We start from the raw sequence: 21,390 nt of genomic DNA on the forward strand, positions 1-21,390 counted from the left end.
CCTGGGACGGGCCGCGGACAGGCCTTCCTCGAACGCGACGTCCTGGTGAGACCACACCTCCGACGGTTGTCATCTGGGTGTCGGGCACGGCGCTTTGGGCGAGGAACCGCAGGTGGAACGCTTCCTCGGCCGCAGCGATGACCCGCTCCGGGGCCGGTGCGGATGCGCCGGGCGCCGGTCAGCCCCGCTGGGATCGGCAGTGCACCCGCAGGAACCACACCGCAAGGCCCGCGAAGATGACCGCGCCGGCGACGCCGGCCACCTGCAGCCCGGCGGTGAACGCGTCGTGCGCCGCGCGCAGCAGGCCGGCCGCAGCCCGGTCGGGAAGCTGGTGCGCCGCGCCGACTGCGCCGGCCAGCGTCTCCCGGGCCGGGCGTGCCGCTTCCGCGGGCAGACCGGCCGACGTTGCGTTCGCCACCGGGCCTGCCATCCGCTGGTGGTAGAGGCCGGCGCCTGCCGCGCCTAGCAGCGCCATGCCCAGCGACGCGCCGAAGAAGTTGCTGGTCTCCGACATCGACGCGGCCGAGCCGGCCCGCTCCGCCGGCACCGCGCCCACGACCACGCCGATGCCGAGCGCGAACAGCGGACCGGTTCCCAGCGCCAGCACCGCCACCCCGATTGCCAACGGCAGTGGCCCGCCGCCGGCGCCGACCTGGGTGATCAGCAGACAGCCCAGCACCGAGCCGGCCAGCCCGACCGCGATCGCGGCGGACGTCGTCAGCCTCCGGCCCAGCGCCGGTGCCAGCATCGTGCCCAGCCCAACGGCCAGCCCCATCGGCGCGAACCACAGCGCCGCGGTGCTCGGCGACAGGTCGAGCACGCTCTGCAGGAACTGGGTGCCCAGCAGCGCGGTGCCAGCCATCACGAGGCCGGCCAGCACCAGCGCGCACAGCACTGCGGCGAAGGTCGGGTTCCGGAACAGTCGCAGGTCCAGCAGCGGTGTGGCCAGGCGCAGTTGCCGCCGGACGAACAGCGCGCCGACGCCGGCGCCGACCACGATCGCGACCACCGGTAGCGCCGGGCCGCCGCCCTCGGGCACGGCCAGTCGCTTGATCCCGTAGACGATCGGCAACACGGCCGCCATCGACAGCGCCGCGCTGACCAGATCCAGCCTGCCCCGGTCCGGGTTGCGGTACTCCGGCAGCAGCACCGGCCCGGCCACCAGCACCAGCAGCATCACCGGCGCGGCCACCAGGAACACCGAACCCCACCAGAAGTGCTGCAGCAGGAACCCGCCGAGCACCGGCCCGACAGCCGCGCTGGTGAAGTTGCAGGTGGCCCAGATCGAGATGGCCCGCCCGCGCTGCCGGCCGTCGGCGAACATGCTGGTGATCAGCGCCAGCGTGGACGGCATCAGGGCGGCAGCGGCCAGGCCGAGCAGCAGCCGCGCCGCGATCAGCATCGTCGCGCCCGTCGAGAACGCGGCCAGCACGGACGCGGCGCCGAACCCGGCCGCGCCGATCAGCAGCAGCCTTCGCCGGCCGATCCGGTCGCCCAGGGTGCCCATCGTGATCACGAACCCGGCCGTCATGAACCCGTAGCTGTCGGTGATCCACAACTGCTCGGTGCCGCTCGGCCCCAGGTCCGCCGTCAGCCTCGGCAGTGCCAGGAACAGAACGTTCATGTCCAGGCCGACCAACAGGGTGGGCAGCGCCAGCAGGGCCAGGCCGAGCCAGGCCCGCCGCCCGGCGCGGTCCACGGCTGGTGCCGTCTTGGTCGTCGTCGTGCTCATGGGGCAACCTCCTCTGAGTGGATCGTCGCGGTACGGTCGGAGCCGATCGACGGATCTTGACCCGCGCCAGCAGAAACATCTGATCTGCTGAACCCGTCGCCGGTATGTCAAGACCGTTCGGTCCGCGACGACTACCCGATGACGGGGCCCGACCGGGCGCCGCGACGGTGAGGAGTTGGACATGAAGTTCCTGCTGATCATGCACATCAACCCGGCCATCATGGAGGAACTGACGGAGGTCGAGCGCCAGGAGATCATGGACGGCCACGGCACGTTCATGAAGACGACCCGCGAGTCCGGCGAGATGATCGGCACCGAGGCGCTGGCCGACCCGTCCCAGAGCTCGGTGGTCCGCGTACGCGACGGTGTGCCGGTCGTCACCGACGGCCCCTACTTGGAGGCCAAGGAGTTCCTGGGCGGCTACTACCTGGTCGACGTCGCGAGCAGGGACCGCGCGCTGGAACTGGCCGCGATGATCCCGGACGCCCGGTTCAACGGCCTGGGCATCGAGGTCCGCCAGGTGATCTTCTCCGGCGGCCCGACCGCGTGAGCGCCGACCGCGCCACCGTCGAGGGCCTGCTGCGCGCACTCGCGCCGCAGGCCCTCGGCGTGCTGGTGCGCCGGTACGGGCAGTTCGACCTGAGCGAGGACGCCGTGCAGGAGGCGCTGCTCGCCGCGGCGACACGCTGGCCGGCCGAGGGCGTCCCGGACAACCCGCACGGCTGGCTGACCACAGTCGCCGGCCGCCGCCTGGTCGACCAGATTCGCAGCGAACAGGCCCGGCGCCGGCGCGAGGACGCGGTGGCCGCCCGGGAGCCGGAGCCGACATCGCCCGGCCCCGGCGAGGACACCCCGGCCGACCGGGACGACACCCTCACCCTGCTGTTCCTGTGCTGCCACCCGGCGCTGAGCCCGGCCTCGCAGGTCGCGCTGACACTGCGCGCGGTCGGCGGCCTGACCACCGCGGAGATCGCCCGCGCCTACTTCGTGCCGGAACCGACCATGGCGTCCCGGATCAGCCGGGCCAAGCAACGGATCAGGGCCGCCGGCAGCGAGTTCACCATGCCGGTCGGGCAGGACCGGGCGGAACGACTGCGGGTCGTACTGCACGTGCTGTACGTGATCTTCAACGAGGGCTACACCGCCAGCTCCGGCGACCGGCTGCGCCGCGACGACCTGGCCGCCGAGGCCATCCGGCTGACCAGGCTGCTGCACCGGCTGCTGCCGGACGACGGCGCGGTGGCCGGCCTGCTGGCCCTGATGCTGCTCACCGACGCCCGCCGGGCCGCCCGCACCGGCCCACACGGCGAGCTGATCCCGCTCGACGAGCAGGACCGCTCGCGCTGGGACCGCGGTCGCATCGTCGAGGGCGTCGCGCTGGTCACCGACGCGATGACCCGCTCGACGCTCGGCCCCTACCAGTTGCAGGCCGCCATCGCCGCGCTGCACGACGAGGCGCCCAGCACCGGCGAGACGGACTGGCGCCAGATCAACACGCTGTACAAGATCCTGGAGCGGCTCTCGCCGAACCCGATGGCCAGCCTGAACCGGGCGGTGGCGGTCGCCGTGATCGACGGACCGCAGGCCGGCCTGGCCCTGCTGGACCATCTGGCCGCGGACGACCGGATCACCGACCACCACCGGCTGCACGCGGTCCGCGCACACCTGCTGGAGATGGCCGGCGACCACCCGGCGGCCCGGGAGTACTACCACCGCGCCGCCCACGGCACGACCAGCCTGACCGAGCGCCGTTACCTGGAAACCCGCGCCGCCCGACTGACGCCACGTCCCGCCTCCGGCCGGCCCTTACCACGCCACCCGGTCGGGACCGCCACCACGCCGTCCTGAGGGCACCAAGCTCGACCGCCCCGAACACGCCCCGGAGGACGTCATCGAGCTGTCCAAGCGGCTGGAGGCCGACGGCGCCGACCCGGTCGTCCTCGACCAGAGGCATCGACACCTCCACCGCCATCGACATCTCCACCGCCATCGACTCGATGCTCTTCCGGTCCTGCTCCTGGGCGCCATCACCGAGTTCGAGTACCCCTTGATGTCCGGACGCACCATGGACGGCCTCGCCGCCACCCGCGCACGGGGCCGCACCGGCAGACAGAGACCCAAGCCGATGTGCTGGGGTCGCTGTCACTGCTGGCTGATACCAATAGGCCGCATGAACACCGAGCACGCAGACCCTGACGACCTCGCTGCGATTCGTGCGGCCTTCGACATCGACGACGGCGGTGAGTCCGCGCTGGGTTGGGAAGCGGTGCAAGCCTTCGAAGCGGAGCACGGCATAGTCCTGCCGGAGCCCTATCGGACCTTCGTTGCGGAGGTCACCGACGGGTCGCACTCCGGTCCACCGGATTATGGGTTGGTGGGACTGGCAGAGCTGCCTGCCGACTGGGGTGACGGCCGGGACGAACGCGACCTGAGTCGGCCCTTCCCGCTCACCTCGAGTTGGCTGTGGGATGAGGACTCAAGGCCGTCGGAGGAGATTGAACCGATCCTGGACCAGATGTTCAATCACGGGACAATCGTGCTCGGGACGGACGGCTGCGGTATGTACTGGCATCTCGTCGTCACCGGCCCGCATCGCGGACACGTTTGGTTCATCACTGGCGAGGGGGCGACTCCATTCGGAGCCGGGTTCGGGTTCACCACGGCTGAACCCGGGTTCGCAGGGTGGGTCGAGCACTGGGCTGCCAACAAGCCCTGGTTCGACTTGGAATGACGCGTAAATGATGCTGATCACGGTCGGCCTGCGCTGCCGGAATTGACTCCACGACCTGGGCCGGCATGAGGCCCGCCTCGACGCGTTCCGCCGGCCTCGGATTCCCGGCCGGTCGGGACCGCTGCCGAGCGAGTACGGCCCGTTCCCGCGGTGGTGCGGACAGAGAAGGGCAGCGGTCCGGTACGGTGCCGGGCCGCTGCCTCGTGGATCGTTTCGTGTCGCCGGCCGGAGCTGACCGGTTCCGGCCGCGTTCGGCCTGTTCAGGCTGTTCGGTTTACTCGGCGACGTAGGTGCAGCCGCTCCAGGCGAACACCTGGAGCTCCTGGTTGTCTTCGACGACGGTCTCGTCGGTCGGCTCGAAGTGCCCGTACCGGTTGCCCGAGAGCACCTTCACCTTGGAGTTCGTGTTCGCGACGTAGCGCACGCGGTCCTCCTCGTGGATGAGGAACGTAGGACCACCAGTGAGAATGACGTTGGGATTCTCCATGACTGCCGTCTCCTTCGGCGCAGGTGCGGATTGTTCGGAAGTCCTCATTGCTTCGGCTTGGCAGTAGGGGTGCTTCGCTGCGCGCAGGATCGGCGGCTGCTCTAAAGCTCGTCTAAAGCGTTTTCCGGTCAGCCTGCCCCGCTGCGGTGCCGACGGCCTGACCGGTCCGGGGGGCCGGCCTCGGCCGGAGGAGCGACAGGGGGCATGGCCGGGTTGGCGGCCGGTGTGCGGGACTTGGTGTGGTCGCGGATCAGGAGGCAGGCGAGCAGACCGACCATCAGGACCGAGAGCCAGCGTCGAGGTGCACGGTGATCTCGTCGGGCAGCGGCCCGAGATCCTTCAGGAGATCGAGGGTCGGGGCCAGCAGTGTCGAGTCGTGGCGGTTGGCTCCGGTCAGGATTCGGCCGCGAGGGATGCCGTAGCCGTCGGTCATCCCCGAGCGCTTCAGACCCTGCTTGCCACGATCAACCGGGGAGCGTCCAGCCGCCTCCCCGCCACCAGGTGCCTTCGTGATGGAGCCGTCCACGGCGATCTGGTCCAGGATGAGACCGACGATGCGGTTGTAGGCGTCGAGGGCGATCTGCTTGAGACGGGCGAAGACGCCCAGGCCTATCCACTCATCCCGACGGTTGCGGATGGTCGTCGCCGAGCATGGGCTGCTCACCGCATAGCATTCGCCTCCGGCACTCACCGCCTAGAATCGGACGGCATGCGCATACTCGTCGTGCAGCACGACTCGGAGCTTGCGGCAGTGATTGCCGAGTGCCTGCGAAGGATCGGCTTCGACGTCGACGTGGCCGCCGACCTCACCGACGCCGACCTCAAGTTGGGTGCCACCACCTGCCACGGTCTTGTTGCCGACCGAGCCCAGCCCGACGGAGACGTCCTCCGCCTGGTCGCCGCCCACCGCCGGGCCGGCTGGACCCGCCCGGTCCTGATGCTCACCACCCTCGATTCGCACGGCGAACGGGCGGCCCTCATCGAACAGGGCGCGGACGACTACCTGGTCAAGCCTTTCAACACCGCCGAACTGGCCACCCGGATGCGCAGCCTCTGCCGCGCCCCCGTGGTTCCCGCCCAGGCGTCCCGGCTACGCGTCGGCGCCCTGGAATGGAGCCAACACGACAACGCGTTCACCTGCGGCGGGGTACCGCTGACCTTGACCGTCACGGAGGCTGCTGTCCTTCGGGCCCTGATGCTGGCCGGCGGCGCGCTGGTCACCCGTGACCAGCTGGCCAAGTGCTGCGCCGCCGAACAGCACCAGCCGGAATCCCACCCGGTCGACGCGCTGATCGGCCGACTTCGCCGTCGGCTCGGTCCCCCGGATCCGATCCAGACCGTCCGCAGGATCGGCTACCGCCTGGTCGAGCCTGCCTGAGACGGCGACGCACCGGTGCGCGTGACGGTGGCCGTCCGACCCGACACCACCGAGGCGCTGCGCGCCGCGATCAGCGCCGGACCGCCCGGCCATGGACACCGACATCCAGATCGGGCCGACGGGTCAGAAGCTGCTGCCGCTGTCGGTCGGCTGAGGCTCCTGGCCGGCGGGCGTGCGATGGGTTGCCCGCCATGACCGAACCCGGAGCCAACGCCTGGCCACCTGCCCCGATCAGGACCGAGCGGCTCGTGCTCCGCGAGCCCGAGGCCCGGGACCGTGCGGCGTTCATCGAGCTGTTCGCCTCGCCGGAGGTGGGCGCCTACATCGGTGGCCCTCGACCGCGTGATGAGTGCGAGCGCGCGTTGCCTGAGACGCCCGAGAGGCGCCCCGGCCTTTTCGTGATCGAGCTCGACGGAGCGATGATCGGCACCATCGAGCTCAACCGGCGCGACGCGGAGCGTCGGAGTCATGTCCGTCCGGATGCCGGGGAGGCCGAACTCGGCTACCTGCTCCTGCCAGAGGCATGGGGACGCGGGTACGCCGCCGAGGCGTGCGCGGCGGCGCTCGGCTGGTTCGCCGACGCGCTTCCCGGCGAGCCGGTGGTGCTCTGCACCCAGACCGCCAACGACCGCTCGATGCGCCTCGCGGCGAAGCTGGGGTTCACCGAGGTGCAACGGTACGAGGCGTGGGGCGCCGAACAGTGGATGGGCGTGTGGTCCTTGGTCACGCCGTCCGGTTGAGGCCCCTGACTCCCGTTCTCGTGCCGGGGCCGGTAGCTGCGCAACCGCCGGCAAGGCGACGGGGCTCTCGGCTCCATCCCACGGCCTGCGATGCCGTCCGACGAGTTCCTTCTTCTTCGTGTCCACGCTTGTCACCGGCTGGCCGACGCCCATGTGTTCCCTGGCCCGCTCGTTGATGTAGCGGAACTGGGCGTCACGATCCGGGTGTTGCTTGCCGGAGAGCAGCCGAACAAGGTGGCAGGCTGCCGCATCGCGAGCTCACGCGGGGCGACCGTGGCCGTCCGCCGCTCTTCGTCTCCTGCTCCCCGCACCCGCGAGAGAATGCGAGCGAGGGTCAGCTCTCGATTCCGAAGGTCGTCCAGGCGGCCTTGATGTGGGTGGTGTGTTCCTGGCCGTGCAGGTCCTGGGAGGCTGCGACCGTGGCCCGTCGGCAGCAGTGAGACGTGTGAGGCCCTCCCGCTGGGTTGGTGACCAGGGCCCTTGCCGGGCACCCGCCTCGGGGGACCGGAAGCTGCCGACGTTTTGGAATGTTGCTTTTTTGAGGAGTTCGCTCCCACTGGCAGTGCCGGGCCCTCACTACCCGCCGGACATCTCTGTCGCAGCTCACACCGCCGCCCGGAGCTTCGCTCCGGGTCCAGGCCCCCTTGATCAGCGGACCGGCCCCATGACTCCCGTCTGACCCCGTCTGACTCCTGTCAGATTCCTGTCAGATTCCTGTCAGGTTCCCCGAGGTGGGGCAACCGGTGATGGCACGTCACTCTCTCCTGGTGCGGGGGGTGCTCCTGGGATTCCTGGGGCGCTGAAGCATGACCAACGATGAGGAGAAACCATCGTGAGACAGGTCTCACGCGCGCTGACGGTTGCCTTGGCGGCCGTGGCGCTGGCGGCGGGTGTGCCAGGGCCGGCGCATGCGCAGCCGGCCGCCGAGTCCATACCCGGTGCGCCGCCGGGCGCCTCCGGGGAGCGGCTGCCGGAGGGGTGGCGTATCGAGGGCAGGGAGCTGGTCTGGAGCTCACCCGAGCCTGTGGGCATGGGTGGCGCCCTGGTCGAGTTCCGCTCGGGGGAGCGGACCCTCGGCGTCCCGAAGCCCTCCCCCGACCAACGCACCTTCCGTCTCAGCCTCGACGGGGCGAAGGTCGGCCCCGTGAGCGAACTCCAGGTGGTCGCCGGTTCGCGGCGGCTGGACGCCGCAAGGGCCGACCAGGCACCCGGTCAGCGGCGCTCGTCGGCTGCGGCGGCGCCCCAGGACCCGTTCCCCGCCAACCCGGTCGACCCCGGTGTCGCCGGTAAGTACCGCACCATCAGCGGTGAGTACGTCCTGAAGTCGGTGAGGCTGCCGGGCTACGCCGAGCCCGTGGAGATGCGCGCCACGGTCGTCGGCCCGACGGACGCGCCGGGGAAGCGACCGCTGGCGCTCTTCCTCCACGGCCGCAGCGCCACCTGCTACGAGCCCGGTAAGAACAGTGCCGGCATGGAGTGGCCGTGCAAGCCGGGCAACAAGGCGGTTCCGAGCTACCGCGGCTTTCTGCACGACCAGAAGCGCCTGGCGTCCCAGGGCTATGTGACGGTCTCCATCTCCGCGAACGGTGTCAACGCGCAGGACGGCCGCGCGGCCGACTTCGGGGCGCAGGCCCGTTCGTCCCTGGTGCGCCAGCACCTCGCCCGCTGGGCGGAGTGGGGCGCGAACCCCGCGAAGGCACCGAAGGCCGTGCGCGCGACGGAGCCCGCGGACCTCTCGAAGGTGCTCCTGGTCGGCCACTCCCGGGGCGGCGAGGGTGTCAACCGGGCCGCTCTCGACAGCGTCTCCCCGCCGCCGCCCGCCGAGGACGGCTACCGGGGGCCGGTGAGCTGGCGGATCCGCGGCACGGTCCTGATCGGCCCCACCATCTTCGGTCAGAACCCCACGCCCGACGTGCCCTCCATGACCATCCTGCCGGGCTGTGACGGCGATGTGAGCGACCTCCAGGGCCAGATCTACCTCGACGGCACCCGGGGCATCGGCCAGGGCACGGCGCTGCACAGCGCGGTGTACATGGTCGGCGCCAACCACAACTTCTTCAACACGGAGTGGACGCCCGGCCAGGCCGAGGCCCCGGCCGCCGACGACTTCTGGGACGACAAGAACAACCCGGACCCGGTCTGCTCGGCACGGGCCAAGACCCGGCTGAGCGCCAAGCAGCAGCAGGCGGCGGGCACCACCTACATCGCTGCCGCCGCGCGACTCTTCCTCGCGGGCGACGACCGGGTCCGCCCGCTGCTCGACGGCTCCGACCGGCGCGCGCCCTCGGCCGGCCCCGCCCGGGTGCTGACCCACGCCGTCGGCGGCAACCGCACCCCGGCGATCCGGCCCGACGACCCGCTCTCGGTGACGAACGGGCGCGTGTGCCAGCAGATCACGACGAGTACCACCCGGGCGTGTAGGCCGGACTCCGCCCCTGGTAGGTCGCCGCACTTCGCGTCCTGGGCGGACACCACCAGTGAGCCGGGCCGCAACGCGGTCACGGCCCGCTGGACCAAGCCGGGCACCCCGGTCCGGCTGACGCCGGAGCGCGCCTTCTCGCTGGCGGGCTCCGACGCGCTCGCCCTGCGGGTGATGGTGCCGCCGAACACCCGGGGCACCCGGCTCGACGTCGCCCTCACCGACACCTCCGGCAAGCGGGTGAGGCTCGGTCAGGTCACCGTCGACGGCCTTCCCGGCTCCGACTCGACGGCCGCGCACTGGGCGCGTGAGGTCCGCGTCCCGCTGAAGGCCGCCGTCGGCGCCGGTGTCGACCTGAAGCGGACACAGTCGCTGGAGCTCACCCCGCGCAGCAGCTCCGGCGAGCTCTGGCTGATGGACGCCTGGGGCTGGCGCCCCGGCACCCCGGCGATACGCCCCGTCGCGCTCCCGCGTGTCGACATCGGCAGGCTGACGGTCAAGGAGGGCGATTCCGGCACCCGCACCTACCGCGTGCCCGTCCAGGTCACCGGCAAGGGCACCGGCGTGATCAAGCTCGCTGTCCGCGACCCGGAGACCTACAAGTCCACCGTCCGCACCGTGACGGTGAAGGCCGGTGGCTCCGCGGGCGTGTCGATCACGGTCAAGGGCAACTCCCGCTACAACTACGACCTCCGCCACGAGGTCGCGGCCAAGGCCGTGCGTGGCACGGTGGTCGGCGACGCCTTCGGGGGCGTGCTCGTCGAGAACGACGACCCCACGCCCACGGTCACCGTGACCCCGGTCGCCGACTCGGTCACCGAGGGCCAGAAGCTCACCTGGAAGGTGGAGCTCTCCCAGCCCGCCGACACCAACATCGAGACGCGGTTCGACCTCCTGCCGGTGCGCGAGGGCACGGAGCTGTCCACGAAGGACGTCGACAAGGAGTGGCTCTCCGAGCTCGGCGAGGCAGCCGACCCGGAGCGGCCCCTGTCCAAGGACAGTCCCTCCCTCTGGGTGTCCATCCCCAAGGGCGAGACGAGCACCGAAGTGTCCGTGCCCACGGTCACCGACGCGCTGACCGAGCCGGAGGAGTCCCTGCGGATGCAGGCGTACATCCTCAAGCAAGACGAGTGGATGGAGGGCCCCCTCCTCACCGGGAAGGTCACGGACGCGCGCCAGGGCTGACGCCCTGGGTCCACGTACCGCGCTGACGGTGCCTGAGCGCACCACCTGGCCGATGGCACCGGCCCCCGCCACGGGGGCCGGTGCCATCGGCGTGAGGGCGCCAGGCGAGGGCCGCGGAAGCCCGTACGGTCCAAGACGTCATCCCGACGGCAGACACCGAGTGCGCCCTTGGGCCCAGGAGGACGGCGCGAGCGCCTGACCGTATTGAACCGTACTGTTAGCTTTTAGCGTGAATGCGTCGCGCGAGGTGCGTGCCTCATTCCACGGCAAGACTCGACACGAGGCGTGAGCAGAAAACAGACGAAGGAGCCAGCCCAACGTGAAGGCTGCACGCTATTACGACCGCGGTGACATCCGCATCGAGGACATCCCGGAACCCACTGTAGGACCGGGCACGGTGGGCATCGACGTCGCGTACTGCGGGATCTGCGGCACCGACCTGCACGAGTACCTCGACGGACCGATCTTCGTCCCGCCGGCCGGCCACCCGCACCCGGTCTCGGGCGAGTCCGCCCCCGTGACGCTCGGGCACGAGATGTCCGGCGTCGTGTACGCGGTGGGCGATGGTGTCGAGGGCCTGAAGCCGGGCGACCGCGTCGTCGTCGAGCCCTACATCCTGCGCCCCGACGTCGACACGAGCAAGAACAACCCGACCTATCACATCTCGCCTGACATGAACTTCATCGGGCTGGGCGGCCGCGGCGGCGGGCTCGCGGAGAAGATCGTCGTCGAACGCCGGTGGGTCCACCCGGTCGGAGACGTCCCGCTGGACCAGGCGGCACTCATCGAGCCGCTGTCGGTGGGATACCACGCGTTCCAGCGCTCGGGCGCGAAGGCGGGCGACTTCGCCCTCGTCGGCGGCGCCGGTCCTATCGGGCTGCTCACCTGCGCGGTGCTCAAGACGATGGGCGTCGAGGTCGCGGTCACCGAGCTCAGCTCGTTGCGCCGGCAGAAGGCACTGGACACCAGGGTCGCCGACCACGTCATCGACCCCGCCGTCACCGACGTTGCCGAGGAGGTCCGGCGCCTCACCGGCGGCAAGGGCGCGGACGTCGCATTCGAGGCCACGTCCGCCAACGTCGTCCTCGACACACTGCTGGACGCCATCAGGCCCAGCGGCGTCATCACCGTCATCTCGATCTGGGGCAAGCCGGCGTCGCTCGACATGCAGAAACTCGTCCTCAAGGAGGTCGACCTGCGCGGCACGATCGCCTACGTCAACTCCCACCCGCAAACCATCAAGCTCGTACAGGAAGGGCGCATCGACCTGGCGCCGTTCATCACCAAGACCATCGGCCTGGACGACCTCGTGACCGAAGGCTTCGAGACCCTGATCCACCACAACGAGACGGCCGTCAAGATCTTGGTGGACCCCCACTCCTGACCCGTCGGCAGACCCGGCCACGGGCTCCGGGGCTCGTTCAGCACCGCCTCATCCACTGGCGCCATTGGTCCGATGCTCATGGCGAAGTCCCGGCAAAAGGAGCCGGAGAACGTCCACCGCCACTTCAAGCCCTCCCCAGAGGCGATCGCCGAGCCAACGAGCCTGCTCGCTCCCGGCGATAGCAGCCGATGAGCCTCACTCCTTGATCGTTCTCAGCGCTGACTGCGCCATCTCGTGAGATTGGTTCCACGGCCGCGATCACAGCATGGTCGAGCCCGTCTCCTCGCGTGCAACTGATGCCGGATGGAGGGGAAGGCTGTTGGTGTCGCCGACTGGTCAGTGCGGGAAGCCGATGATGTGCGCGCCTCGCTCATGACCTCGGGACTGCCCGTTCCCATTTCGGTATCCAGACGCTGGTATCGGGTGAGTCCGTTCGTCTGGAGTCGAGGTAGCTGTGAAGTTCGATGAGCGCGGGATGGGGGTTGTCATCGCGCCAGATCAGTGACATCGGATAGACCGGTGCCGGGTCACGTATCGGTATGCGCCGCAGGTCATAGCTGTCCGGCCACAGATACCGCGAGCCTTCGCCGACCAGGGTCGCCAGATCCGAAGAGTCGGCGATCTCATCCAGCAGTGCCTCGTTCCCGAAGACGGGTCCGACCACGTCGATCGTGACGCCGAAGGCGGTGGCGAGTTCGTCGTAGTAGGCGGCCACCTCGCCGCGGGCGTCCAGGCCGGGCACCCGGATTCGGTGTCCGGCGAGTTGCCCTGGCGCGACGGCACGGGCGTTGGCGAGCGGGTGGCGCGGCCCGACGAGCAGCTGGTGCGGCTCGTCGATCACTCGAGCAGTGTTGATCGCGTCTGGTAGGTGCTGCTGCGGGGGAACCGCGTGGAAGGTGGCGTCGATCGTCCCGGCTTCGACAGCGGCGATTGCGCCGTCGACGTCGGCGTCCAGGGTTACGACATCCAGTTCGATCTCGGGATGCATGCGATAGAAGTCCTGGAGAAGCCCCGCTGTCACGATCCGCCGGTTGACGACATCGACGCGTAGAGCGCGCCGGCCAGGACGGACGGACGCATCAGCCCGCTCTGCCACCCGGAGAAGTTCACGGGCGTGGGGCAGGAACGCCTGGCCGTCGATGGTGAGCCGGGCGCCGCGGGCGGTGCGGGTGAACAGGCGCACGTCCAGGTCTTTCTCCAGCCCGGCGATGCGCTTGGAGACGGCCTGCTGGGTGATCGACAGGCCGGCGGCGGCCTCCTGGAACTGGCCCGCTTCCGCGACGGCGACGAAGGTACGTACGGCTTCGAGATCCATGCCGGTCCACCCTAGAGGCTGTCGGGTGACCTCGGACCGGGCGGCCACGCCCTGGCACGCACGCTTCCCGCGTTGTCGTCGGTCGACCACGAACCCCGATCTGCACCCCGTTACTGCCCTGGTCACCGGGGCCACGTCCGGCATCGGCCGGGCGGTCGCCAAGCGGCTCGCCGCCGACGGAATGTCCGTCGTCGTGGCCAGCCGCAACGCCCGGCGCGGCGCCGAGACCGTCAACGAGATCACCGCGGACGGCGGCCGGGCGCGGTTTGTCGAGGCGGACCTGGAGGACCCGGCCGGCATCGACCGGCTCGCCTCGGAGGTCGGCGAGATCGACGTCCTGGTCAACAACGCCGGGCAGGCCGTCTGGGCGCCGACCGAGGAGATGAAGGTCTCCGACTACGACGCGATGTTCGCCGGCAACGTCCGCGCACCGTTCTTCCTCGTGGCGGCTTTCGCCCCGGCGATGGCGGCGAAGGGATCGGGCAGCGTGATCAACATCGGCAGCATGGCCGGCAGTCTCGGCTTGGCCACCGGCGCCGCGTACGGCGCGACCAAGGCCGCGCTGGCGTCACTGACGCGAGGCTGGACGGCCGAGTACAGCGGCCGCGGCGTCCGCTTCAACACCGTCGCCCCCGGCCCCGTCTACACCCGCCCCGAGGCCCGCGACCTGTTCGACGCACTCGCCGAGACCACTGCGATGAAGCGGGCGGCCAAGCCCGCCGAGATCGCCGAAGTCGTCGCATTCCTCGCCTCGCTGAAGGCCGGCTACGTCACCGGCGCGACCGTCGCCGTCGACGGCGGCCGCACCGCCATCTGAACCCGCCTGCTCTGACAGGAAAGCTCATGAACAACGCCGTGTGCGGCCTGAGCGTCGACGCCGCCGACGACGAGAGACTCGCCCACTTCTGGTCGAGGCACCCGGGAGGGATGTTGCCTCAGGTGCGAGCCCCGGATTCGCCGCACCCGACCCGTGCGGGGCACCCCGCAAGGAGGGCCACCGTACGTGCCGCGCACGAGGTGGGGCGACGCGTCGGTCCCTATACGTCGCGGGCGATGGTGATGAATCGTTCGAGTTCGCCGGGGATGTCGGGGCCGGTGGGCTGGTAGGCGATTTCGGTGATGCCGTCCCGGGCGTAGGCGCTGAGCCTGTCGCGGATGCGGTCGGGGGTACCGGTAACGGTGGTGGAGGTGATGGCCTGCCAGCTTCCTGCGTTCCAGGCAGCGATGTCGGCCGCGTTGAGGTCGGTGAGGTGCTGGTCGTGCACGGCCAAGTGGCGTTGGGTGCGGGGATGGGCGGTGATGGCGTCGAGCCAGGCTTTTCCGCCGGGCAGGGCGGTGGGGTCGCCGCCGAATTCGTAGGCGGCGTGGTGGGCCAGAGCGTTGCCGGGGCCGGCGGCGGCGCGGACGCGCAGGGAGTCGAGTGGTTCGTCCTCGCCCAGGACGGTGCCGTGGATGCCCAGGGCGGCCCAGGTGAATTCGTGGGCGTGGGTGGTCTCGCCGTTGACGCTGAAGAGGCCGTCAGCGATCTCGCGGGTGACAGCGAGACCTTTGGGGCCGAGCGCGGAGACCAGCACCGGAATGTCGATGGGGCGCTGCGGTGCGTTCGTGCCGGGATGCATCATGCGCATGGGGGCCCCGTCCCATTCCACGGTCCCACCGCGCAGCAGACCGCGTACCGTCCGGACGTAGGCGCTGAGATAGGACCAGGTGGCCGGGGGTGCGCCGAGGGCGCGCGTGCCGTTGAAGCCGGTGCCGAAGGCGAGGGTCACTCGGCCCGGTGCGAGGGCGGCGAGGGTGGCGGCGCCGGAGGCGTTGACCATCGGATGGCGCAGTGTCGGGACGAGGACACCGGGGGCGAGGCCGATGCGATGGGTGCGTTCGGCGGCCAGTGCCAGCATCGCCCACACGTCGGGGCTTTGGGCGGGAGTGTCGTGAAGCCAGGCACGGTGGTAGCCCAACTGATCGGCGACGGCGATGTGTTCGGGCGAGTGCAGGGATGTGGCGAACTGACAGGAGATGTCCATCGGTCAGGCTCCTTGGGCTGGAAGGAAATTCCCAGTTGCGTTATCAGATTTGCGCTCTGCCGCCATCAACGAAAAGTTCGATTCCCGTGACGAAGCTGGAGTCGTCCGAGGCCAGGAAAAGCGCCGCCTTGGCGACTTCGTCGGGCTCCCCCATGCGGCCCATCGGGATGGTGGACGCAATCCTCTCGATGGCGTCCTGGGGTTGCGCCGCCACAAGCGGCGTTTCGATCGGGCCAGGGCTGAGGACGTTGGACCGGATACGGCGATCCTTCAGCTCTACCGTCCATCCTCGAACGAAATTTCGGATGGCAGCCTTACTGGCGCCGTAGACCGAGAACTCGGGGGTTCCTTTGACGCTCGCAACGGAGCCCGTGAGAATGACAGAAGCGCCGTCATTCAATAGCGGTAGGGCCTTCTGTACCGTAAAGAGCGCCCCCTTCACGTTGATGTCGAAAATTTTGTCGAAATGGTCTTCCGTGATGTCTTCCAGTGAAGCGAACTCACCCAGACCGGCGTTGGCGAAAACGACATCGATCCGCCCCTTCGCCTTGACGGTCTCGTAGAGGCGGTCAAGGTCGGCCAGTTCGGCGACGTCGCCCTGAACGCCGGTTACGTTGCTGCCGATTGCCTGCACGCCTTCATCGAGTTCTTTCTGGCGGCGGCCCGTGATGAAGACATAGGCGCCCTCTCTGACGAAGAGCTTCGCTGTGGCCAGCCCGATCCCTGTGGTGCCGCCGGTGATGACCGCAATTTTTCCCTGCAGCTTGCCCATGGTCACTGCTCCCGATAGTGGTGGATACGGATGGTCGGACGGCCCGGGTTCATCCCGGAGGATGCAATCATCATTCGGAAAGATCAGGTCGAGTCGATACACCCACGCCCAATGGCGAATTAATCCACCGAGCGGCTGCAGGTCCGGATCCCTGCTCCGCGATGGTTCTCCCGGGTGGTCATGGGGGCGGGATCATCCGGGGCGGGTAGTCAGGGATCTGTGCCACCAGTTTCTTTCCCGTACTCGCCCCTTTGAGGAGCCGTCGTGAAATTCGGGGTCTCGACCTTCATCACCGACCAGGGCATCAGCCCGACCTCGTTCGGAACCGCCCTTGAGGAACGCACATTCGACTCGTTGTTCATCGCCGAGCACAGCCATATCCCGGCGAGCCGCGAGACGCCCTACCCGGGGGGTGGTGAGCTGCCGGACATCTACTACCGCACCCTCGACCCCTTCGTGGCCCTGACCGCGATCGGTGTGGTGACCGAGCGGCTGCTACTGGGGACCGGCATCGCGCTGATCCCGCAGCGCGACCCGATCATCACGGCGAAGGAGGTGGCCTCGCTCGACCTGGTCTCCGGTGGTCGCGTGATTCTCGGCGTCGGTGTCGGCTGGAACCGTGAGGAGATGAGGAACCACGGCACCGACCCCTCCACCCGCGGCCGGCTCACCGACGAGCGGCTGCGTGCCATGCGGGAGCTGTGGACCGCGGAGAAGGCCGATTTCCACGGCGAGTTCGTGAACTTCGATCCGGTCTTCGCCTGGCCCAAGCCCGTGCAGCGCCCCCACCCACCGATCTACGTCGGCGGCGGCGAGGGCGCGTTCCGACGGGTGGCGCAGCTCGGAGACGCGTGGCTGGCCAACAGCGTGTCGCCGCAGGAGCTCGGTCCGCAGATCCAGCGGCTGCGCGCCCTCGCCGACCGCGAGGTGCCAGTGACGGTGTACGCGGCTCCCGACGATCCCGAGCAGATCGAGGGCTACATCGGTCTGGGGGTCGAGCGGCTGCTGTTCTACGTACCGACGATGCCTGAACGGGAGACGTTGGAGTACCTGGACCGACTGGCCGAAGTCGCTGCCCGGTACCGCTGAGGCGCCGGGAATGCGGGACCGGTTTGCGATTCCGTACCGCCGTGACTACCGGGGTGGGGTGCGATGCCCGCTCTGACGAGAGCCGAGGCACGGGAGCGGTTCGCCGCGGCGCGCATCGCCCACCTCGCGACGGCCGACACGGAGGGCCGCCCGCACCTGGTTCCGGTGGTGTTCGCTCTGGACGGCGACACGGTGATGCTGGCCGTGGACCACAAACCGAAGCGGACGACGCGGCTGAAACGCCTGGCCAACATCACCGCCAACCCGTCGGTCTGTCTGCTCACCGACCACTACGAGGATGACTGGGACCGCCTGTGGTGGGCCCGGGCCGATGGCGAAGCCCGAGTGCTTCCGCCGGCGGACCGGTCCCCCGAAGCGGTCCGCTGCATCAGCCTGCTCACGGCGAAATACCAGCAGTACGCCGACCGGCCACCCGGCGGACCGGTGGTCGAGGTCTCGGTCCTGCGCTGGAGCGGCTGGCGGGCGTCGTGACAGCACGTCGTCAGAGTGTGCGAGCACTTCGGCCTTCAAATCCAGGAGGCGGCCCGGGCCCCTGCGGGCGAGCAGCCGCGCTGTCGCGCGCCTGATGCCGGAAGTGCCCCGGGGCACCACTGCCGGGAGCCCTCGACGCAATGGGCGGACATGCCTGTTCCGCCCGCCCGGGTTCCTCCTGGCTGTTCAGCCGCGTACGCCGTCCCGTCCGGGCCTCCCTGGGTCGCCCTCCGGGCGGACCGGCCGCCTCTCGCACCGCGCTGCCGTCGTGGGTTCGAGGCGGACAGGGGCGACCGCGGCAAGCCAGGCGTCGGCGATCAGCCTGTGGCCGAGGGGGCTCGGATGGACCCCGTCCGGGGCCAGCTCCGCTGCCCCTTGCTCCTCTGCGGCGCGGAGCAGGGCGAGGTCCGCACGAACCACCTGGGCTTCGTTGGCCAGTGCGGCGCGAAGGACGGCGTCGGTACGGGGCGACAAGTCCTCGTACCAAGCCTCCTGGTCGGAGGCGACCGGGAGCAGAAAAGGGGGGCCGCCGCGCGGCGCAGGACCTCGTTCTCCTGCTCCGGCAGCCGGATCCGCTTCTTCAGCTCCCGGTTCTCCGCCGACTCGGACCTGGCGACGCCGGGCTTCTCATTGTCGTCCACAGCGGCCTGGCGCAGCCACTTCGACAGCGTCATCTCATGGACGCCGAAATCCTTCGCGATCTGCGCAAGGGTGACGCCCTTCTCGCGGTTGCGCGCCACGCGCACGACATCGTCACGGAACTCTTCGGGATAGGGAACAGGCACAGCAACATCCTTCCAGGCCGCCCCACGGGCAAGCCAGGCCAGGTGTCACCTCAACGTGCAGCAGTCCCAGGCGGTGGATCGAGGCATAGTGAACAACGGATGGTTGTGGATCGCTGGCAGGGCAGTTGTTTGACCTGCTGCTGTGCTGCTCGCTTAGCTCTCACTGGTCAACGTCAGTCTGTTCGGATGGGACATCAAGGGGGCGCGCTGAGCATGGTGGGCAGGAGACCGTTGGGCCGGCAGTTCGGCTGGTTGTGGGCGGCATATGCGGTCAGCGCCTACGGGTCCGGGCTGGGGTTCGGAGCATTCCCGCTGATCGCCGTGCTGGCGTTGCACGCCAGCCCCGCTGAGGTGTCCGCGCTGTCCGCGGTGGGGCCCGCGGTGGGCGCGCTGATCGCGCTGCCACTCGCGCCGTGGGTGGAGTTTCGACGCAAGCGCCCGGTCATGATCGCGATGGACCTGACCCGGTTTGCGGTCATGGCGACGATCCCGGTCGCCTACGCCTTCGGATGGCTCGGTTTCGCCCAACTGCTCGTGATCTCGGCCCTGGTCGCCGCAGCCAAGATCGCCTTCAACGCGGCCAGCGGCGCCTACCTCAAGGCCCTCGTCCGGCCGGATGACCTGCTCGTGGCCAACGCGCGGTTCGAGTCCACGAACTGGAGCTCCATCGCGGTCGGGCCACCGCTGGGCGGGGCGGCGATCGCCCTGTTCGGGCCGGTCATCACCGTGGTGGCCGACGCGCTCAGCTACCTGCTCTCTGCGCTGAGCATCACCGCGATCCGCGGCCGAGAAGAAGCGCCGCAACCAACCGACAGAAGCCCGGCCCGGGCGGGCGCATTGCTTGACGGCTGGCGACACATCATGGGTCATCCCGGCTTGCGGGCGCTCTACCTCAACCAAATGCTCGTCGCCGGTCTGATCATGGCCACCGAGCCGCTGCTGGCCGTGCTCCTGCTTCGCCAGCTCGGGTTCCCGCCCTGGCAGTACGGCCTCGCCTTCGCCGCTCCCTGCGTCGGCGGACTCATCGGCTCGCGGCTGGCCCGCCGTGTCGTGGCCCGCTACGGCCAGCACTGGGTCTTCCGGACCGTCGGCACCCTGCGCGCCATCTGGCTGATCGGCCTGGCCTTCGTCCGTCCCGGCGTCGTCGGCCTCGTCACCGTGATAGCTGTCGAGCTGGCGGTCATCATCAACATGAGCCTGTACACCCCGGTGCTCGCCACCTACCGGCTCGAACGCACCCCCAAGCATCTCGTCGCACGCACCTTGTCGGCCTGGTCGATCGGCCAGCAGGCGTCCATCGCCATCCTCACCGCGCTCGGTGGGCTGCTCGCCGACGTCACCAGCCCACGCACCGCTCTCACGGTCGCGGGACTGCTCATCCTGACCACCCCGCTCCTGCTTCCCCGACACGGTCACACGCCGCAGCACGAGCCGGAACTGGACCGTAGCCACTCATGACACCTCGCAACTCGCCGCTGAAGCCCGCAGGCCGCAGCCCGCAGCCCGCAGCCCGCCGCTTGTCCGCCGATGGGCGCCCGCGTCGACCAGGCACACCACCAGCAAGGAGAACACTCGCGTGAGCACTGTCCCCGCACTTGACCCCACGCACACTGCCCTTCTCGTCATGGACTGCCAGCCCGCGATCCTGGCCCTTCTGCCCGAAGGTGGGGACGGTGAAGCCCTGATCGGTCGCGTGGAAGGCGCCATCGCCGACGTTCGCGGGAACGGCGGCACCATCGCCTACGTGCGCGTCGGCTTCACCGAGGCCGACTGGGACGCGATCCCGGCCACCAACAAGTCCTTCGCCCCGCTGGCCCAACACCGCGTCATGCACCACGAGGACCCTGCCGCTGCCATCCACGAGCGCCTAACTCCCCAGGACGGCGACATCCTCGTGCGCAAGATCCGCTATAGCGGCATGTCCACCACCGACCTCGACCAGCAGCTGCGCGAGCGCGGCATCACCACTCTGGTCGTCTCCGGCATCAGTACCAGCGGCGTCGTCCTGTCCACCGTCATCGACGCGGCCGACCGCGACTACCAGCTCTACGTTTTGTCCGACGGCGTCGCCGATCCGGACACCGAAGTCCACAACATCCTGCTCCATCAAGTTTTCCCCTCACGGGCCCACATCATCGACACCGCCGAGCTGCACGCCCTGCTCGGGGCTGACTGACTCGGACCACGAGCCGATCCCACCCACGGCCGCCGCACCCACCTGGTGTGGCGGCCGCCCACATCCCAGTGCCGGCCCAGCAGCAGCTCGGAGCTCACACCGGCCGCCTACCGCACCCGCCGCCACGCCCTCCGTCGGTGTTACGGCTCCCGGCCCCCTGCGTGCCGGTGACCAATACAAACGTCGCCGCCGGGGCCTTGCTGAGGAGTTGTGGGCGCTCAACTGATGGAAACGGCTGGTGAGTTGGTGAGATCTTGTTGAGGGAGCACCGCTCCGGCGCGTTCGGAGGCCGTGGTGCCCCTCTCCGCCACTACAGACGTGCTCGCCGCGACCTGCCGTCGCCTGCTCGCCGAGACGGCGGCCGATGCGGCGCTGGTCGTGCCGCGGGCAGCGCCCGGGCGGTCCAATCACTCCGGGAAGGCCGCGCGGCCCAAAGGCAGTGGGAAACACACCGGTTTCGGTTCATGGGTGATCATCGCCTGCGTCGCCGGCGTGATAGCCCTGTACGTCTACAGCACCGCGATGCACGGCTAGTAGGGATGTGTTGCGTCTCTGGGCAAGTGGTTGCTCTGGTGGTTTCCCGCTGCTATGAGGGCGGATGAACTCGCGGAGTGCCGGGGCCGGTTGGAGGAGTTCGCCGGGGAGGTGTTGGCGCCGCTGACGTGTGCTGACCAGCGGGTG

General features: G+C 69.6%; 19 protein-coding genes and 2 pseudogenes. 13 read left to right on the forward strand and 8 right to left on the reverse strand.

What is annotated here, in order from left to right; translation table 11 throughout:
• Positions 1-178: 178 nt before the first annotated feature.
• Positions 179-1,732 carry an MFS transporter gene (locus ACFVX4_RS31965; protein WP_389983949.1) on the reverse strand — a complete coding sequence of 518 codons (1,554 nt, stop codon included), beginning with the start codon at positions 1,730-1,732 and terminating at the stop codon, positions 179-181.
• A gap of 181 nt (positions 1,733-1,913) precedes the next feature.
• Between ACFVX4_RS31965 and ACFVX4_RS31970 the strand changes: the two genes are divergently transcribed.
• The 3 genes from ACFVX4_RS31970 (at position 1,914) to ACFVX4_RS31980 (ending at position 4,463) form a co-directional block, all read left to right on the forward strand.
• Entirely contained in the window at positions 1,914-2,282 is a 369-nt protein-coding gene (locus ACFVX4_RS31970) for a YciI family protein (RefSeq protein ID WP_389983952.1), read from the forward strand.
• A complete protein-coding gene (locus ACFVX4_RS31975) occupies positions 2,279-3,580 on the forward strand; it encodes an RNA polymerase sigma factor (RefSeq protein ID WP_389983955.1) in 1,302 nt (433 codons plus the stop codon). Before ACFVX4_RS31970 ends, ACFVX4_RS31975 begins: the two co-directional genes overlap by 4 nt.
• Before the next feature lie 322 nt (positions 3,581-3,902).
• Positions 3,903-4,463, forward strand: a complete 561-nt coding sequence (locus ACFVX4_RS31980; RefSeq protein WP_389983957.1) for an SMI1/KNR4 family protein — start codon at positions 3,903-3,905, stop codon at positions 4,461-4,463.
• Positions 4,464-4,737: 274 nt separating this feature from the next.
• Here ACFVX4_RS31980 and ACFVX4_RS31985 read toward each other — a convergent pair whose 3' ends face one another.
• Positions 4,738-4,950 (reverse strand): DUF5988 family protein, encoded by a 213-nt coding sequence (locus tag ACFVX4_RS31985; protein WP_389983960.1) that lies wholly within the window; start codon positions 4,948-4,950, stop codon positions 4,738-4,740.
• A gap of 289 nt (positions 4,951-5,239) precedes the next feature.
• Positions 5,240-5,602, reverse strand: a pseudogene (locus tag ACFVX4_RS31990) (transposase); the annotation flags it as partial.
• A gap of 57 nt (positions 5,603-5,659) precedes the next feature.
• On the opposite strand from ACFVX4_RS31990, the gene ACFVX4_RS31995 reads away from it, so the two are divergent.
• Positions 5,660-6,328: a response regulator transcription factor gene (locus ACFVX4_RS31995; RefSeq protein WP_389983962.1), complete on the forward strand. Its 669-nt coding sequence runs from the start codon at positions 5,660-5,662 to the stop codon at positions 6,326-6,328.
• A gap of 191 nt (positions 6,329-6,519) precedes the next feature.
• On the forward strand, positions 6,520-7,068 hold the full coding sequence (locus tag ACFVX4_RS32000; protein WP_389983964.1) for a GNAT family N-acetyltransferase: 549 nt from the start codon (positions 6,520-6,522) through the stop codon (positions 7,066-7,068).
• A 60-nt stretch (positions 7,069-7,128) separates the two neighbouring features.
• Here the strand turns inward: ACFVX4_RS32000 and ACFVX4_RS32005 are convergent.
• A pseudogene (locus tag ACFVX4_RS32005) lies at positions 7,129-7,296 on the reverse strand (ISAzo13 family transposase); the annotation flags it as partial.
• A 604-nt stretch (positions 7,297-7,900) separates the two neighbouring features.
• On the opposite strand from ACFVX4_RS32005, the gene ACFVX4_RS32010 reads away from it, so the two are divergent.
• Together ACFVX4_RS32010 and ACFVX4_RS32015 are read left to right on the forward strand one after the other, a co-directional pair.
• Entirely contained in the window at positions 7,901-10,672 is a 2,772-nt protein-coding gene (locus ACFVX4_RS32010; RefSeq protein ID WP_389983966.1) for a hypothetical protein, read from the forward strand.
• A gap of 319 nt (positions 10,673-10,991) precedes the next feature.
• The gene (locus ACFVX4_RS32015) at positions 10,992-12,056 is read left to right on the forward strand and encodes a 2,3-butanediol dehydrogenase (RefSeq protein WP_389983968.1); all 1,065 of its coding nucleotides are present in this window, start codon (positions 10,992-10,994) and stop codon (positions 12,054-12,056) included.
• Positions 12,057-12,426: 370 nt separating this feature from the next.
• Here the strand turns inward: ACFVX4_RS32015 and ACFVX4_RS32020 are convergent, their stop codons facing one another.
• Positions 12,427-13,371 (reverse strand): LysR family transcriptional regulator, encoded by a 945-nt coding sequence (locus tag ACFVX4_RS32020; RefSeq protein WP_389983971.1) that lies wholly within the window; start codon positions 13,369-13,371, stop codon positions 12,427-12,429.
• Positions 13,372-13,396: 25 nt separating this feature from the next.
• Here ACFVX4_RS32020 and ACFVX4_RS32025 point away from each other — a divergent pair, with 25 nt between their 5' ends.
• On the forward strand, positions 13,397-14,188 hold the full coding sequence (locus tag ACFVX4_RS32025) for an SDR family NAD(P)-dependent oxidoreductase (RefSeq protein WP_389983974.1): 792 nt from the start codon (positions 13,397-13,399) through the stop codon (positions 14,186-14,188).
• A 220-nt stretch (positions 14,189-14,408) separates the two neighbouring features.
• Here ACFVX4_RS32025 and ACFVX4_RS32030 read toward each other — a convergent pair whose 3' ends face one another.
• Entirely contained in the window at positions 14,409-15,395 is a 987-nt protein-coding gene (locus ACFVX4_RS32030) for an LLM class flavin-dependent oxidoreductase (protein ID WP_389983977.1), read from the reverse strand.
• Positions 15,396-15,438: 43 nt separating this feature from the next.
• On the reverse strand, positions 15,439-16,167 hold the full coding sequence (locus tag ACFVX4_RS32035) for a glucose 1-dehydrogenase (protein ID WP_385550315.1): 729 nt from the start codon (positions 16,165-16,167) through the stop codon (positions 15,439-15,441).
• 264 nt (positions 16,168-16,431) lie between these two features.
• Between ACFVX4_RS32035 and ACFVX4_RS32040 the strand changes: the two genes are divergently transcribed.
• Complete coding sequence (locus ACFVX4_RS32040) at positions 16,432-17,256, forward strand: LLM class F420-dependent oxidoreductase (protein WP_389983980.1); 825 nt, start codon at positions 16,432-16,434, stop codon at positions 17,254-17,256.
• A gap of 63 nt (positions 17,257-17,319) precedes the next feature.
• Positions 17,320-17,748 carry a TIGR03668 family PPOX class F420-dependent oxidoreductase gene (locus tag ACFVX4_RS32045; protein ID WP_389983983.1) on the forward strand — a complete coding sequence of 143 codons (429 nt, stop codon included), beginning with the start codon at positions 17,320-17,322 and terminating at the stop codon, positions 17,746-17,748.
• A gap of 317 nt (positions 17,749-18,065) precedes the next feature.
• On the opposite strand, the gene ACFVX4_RS32050 is transcribed toward ACFVX4_RS32045, so the two are convergent.
• A complete protein-coding gene (locus tag ACFVX4_RS32050) occupies positions 18,066-18,533 on the reverse strand; it encodes a transposase (RefSeq protein ID WP_389983986.1) in 468 nt (155 codons plus the stop codon).
• A 213-nt stretch (positions 18,534-18,746) separates the two neighbouring features.
• On the opposite strand from ACFVX4_RS32050, the gene ACFVX4_RS32055 reads away from it, so the two are divergent.
• From ACFVX4_RS32055 to ACFVX4_RS32065, 3 genes are all read left to right on the forward strand, one after another.
• Positions 18,747-19,991, forward strand: a complete 1,245-nt coding sequence (locus ACFVX4_RS32055) for an MFS transporter (protein WP_389983989.1) — start codon at positions 18,747-18,749, stop codon at positions 19,989-19,991.
• 118 nt (positions 19,992-20,109) lie between these two features.
• A complete protein-coding gene (locus tag ACFVX4_RS32060) occupies positions 20,110-20,709 on the forward strand; it encodes a cysteine hydrolase family protein (protein WP_389983992.1) in 600 nt (199 codons plus the stop codon).
• A gap of 294 nt (positions 20,710-21,003) precedes the next feature.
• Complete coding sequence (locus ACFVX4_RS32065) at positions 21,004-21,243, forward strand: hypothetical protein (protein WP_389983995.1); 240 nt, start codon at positions 21,004-21,006, stop codon at positions 21,241-21,243.
• Positions 21,244-21,390: the final 147 nt, after the last annotated feature.

It is taken from the genome of Streptomyces sp. NPDC058240, assembly GCF_042882135.1.
Taxonomy (GTDB): domain Bacteria; phylum Actinomycetota; class Actinomycetes; order Streptomycetales; family Streptomycetaceae; genus Streptomyces.

Bases quoted from the DNA above. Each gene is read 5' to 3' on its own strand.
- ACFVX4_RS31965 (WP_389983949.1), bottom strand. From the start codon at position 1,732: ATGAGCACGACGACGACCAAGACGGCACCAGCCGTGGACCGCGCCGGG.
- ACFVX4_RS31970 (WP_389983952.1), top strand. From the start codon at position 1,914: ATGAAGTTCCTGCTGATCATGCACATCAACCCGGCCATCATGGAGGAA.
- ACFVX4_RS31980 (WP_389983957.1), top strand. From the start codon at position 3,903: ATGAACACCGAGCACGCAGACCCTGACGACCTCGCTGCGATTCGTGCG.
- ACFVX4_RS31985 (WP_389983960.1), bottom strand. From the start codon at position 4,950: ATGGAGAATCCCAACGTCATTCTCACTGGTGGTCCTACGTTCCTCATC.
- ACFVX4_RS31995 (WP_389983962.1), top strand. From the start codon at position 5,660: ATGCGCATACTCGTCGTGCAGCACGACTCGGAGCTTGCGGCAGTGATT.
- ACFVX4_RS32000 (WP_389983964.1), top strand. From the start codon at position 6,520: ATGACCGAACCCGGAGCCAACGCCTGGCCACCTGCCCCGATCAGGACC.
- ACFVX4_RS32020 (WP_389983971.1), bottom strand. From the start codon at position 13,371: ATGGATCTCGAAGCCGTACGTACCTTCGTCGCCGTCGCGGAAGCGGGC.
- ACFVX4_RS32030 (WP_389983977.1), bottom strand. From the start codon at position 15,395: ATGGACATCTCCTGTCAGTTCGCCACATCCCTGCACTCGCCCGAACAC.
- ACFVX4_RS32035 (WP_385550315.1), bottom strand. From the start codon at position 16,167: ATGGGCAAGCTGCAGGGAAAAATTGCGGTCATCACCGGCGGCACCACA.
- ACFVX4_RS32045 (WP_389983983.1), top strand. From the start codon at position 17,320: ATGCCCGCTCTGACGAGAGCCGAGGCACGGGAGCGGTTCGCCGCGGCG.
- ACFVX4_RS32055 (WP_389983989.1), top strand. From the start codon at position 18,747: ATGGTGGGCAGGAGACCGTTGGGCCGGCAGTTCGGCTGGTTGTGGGCG.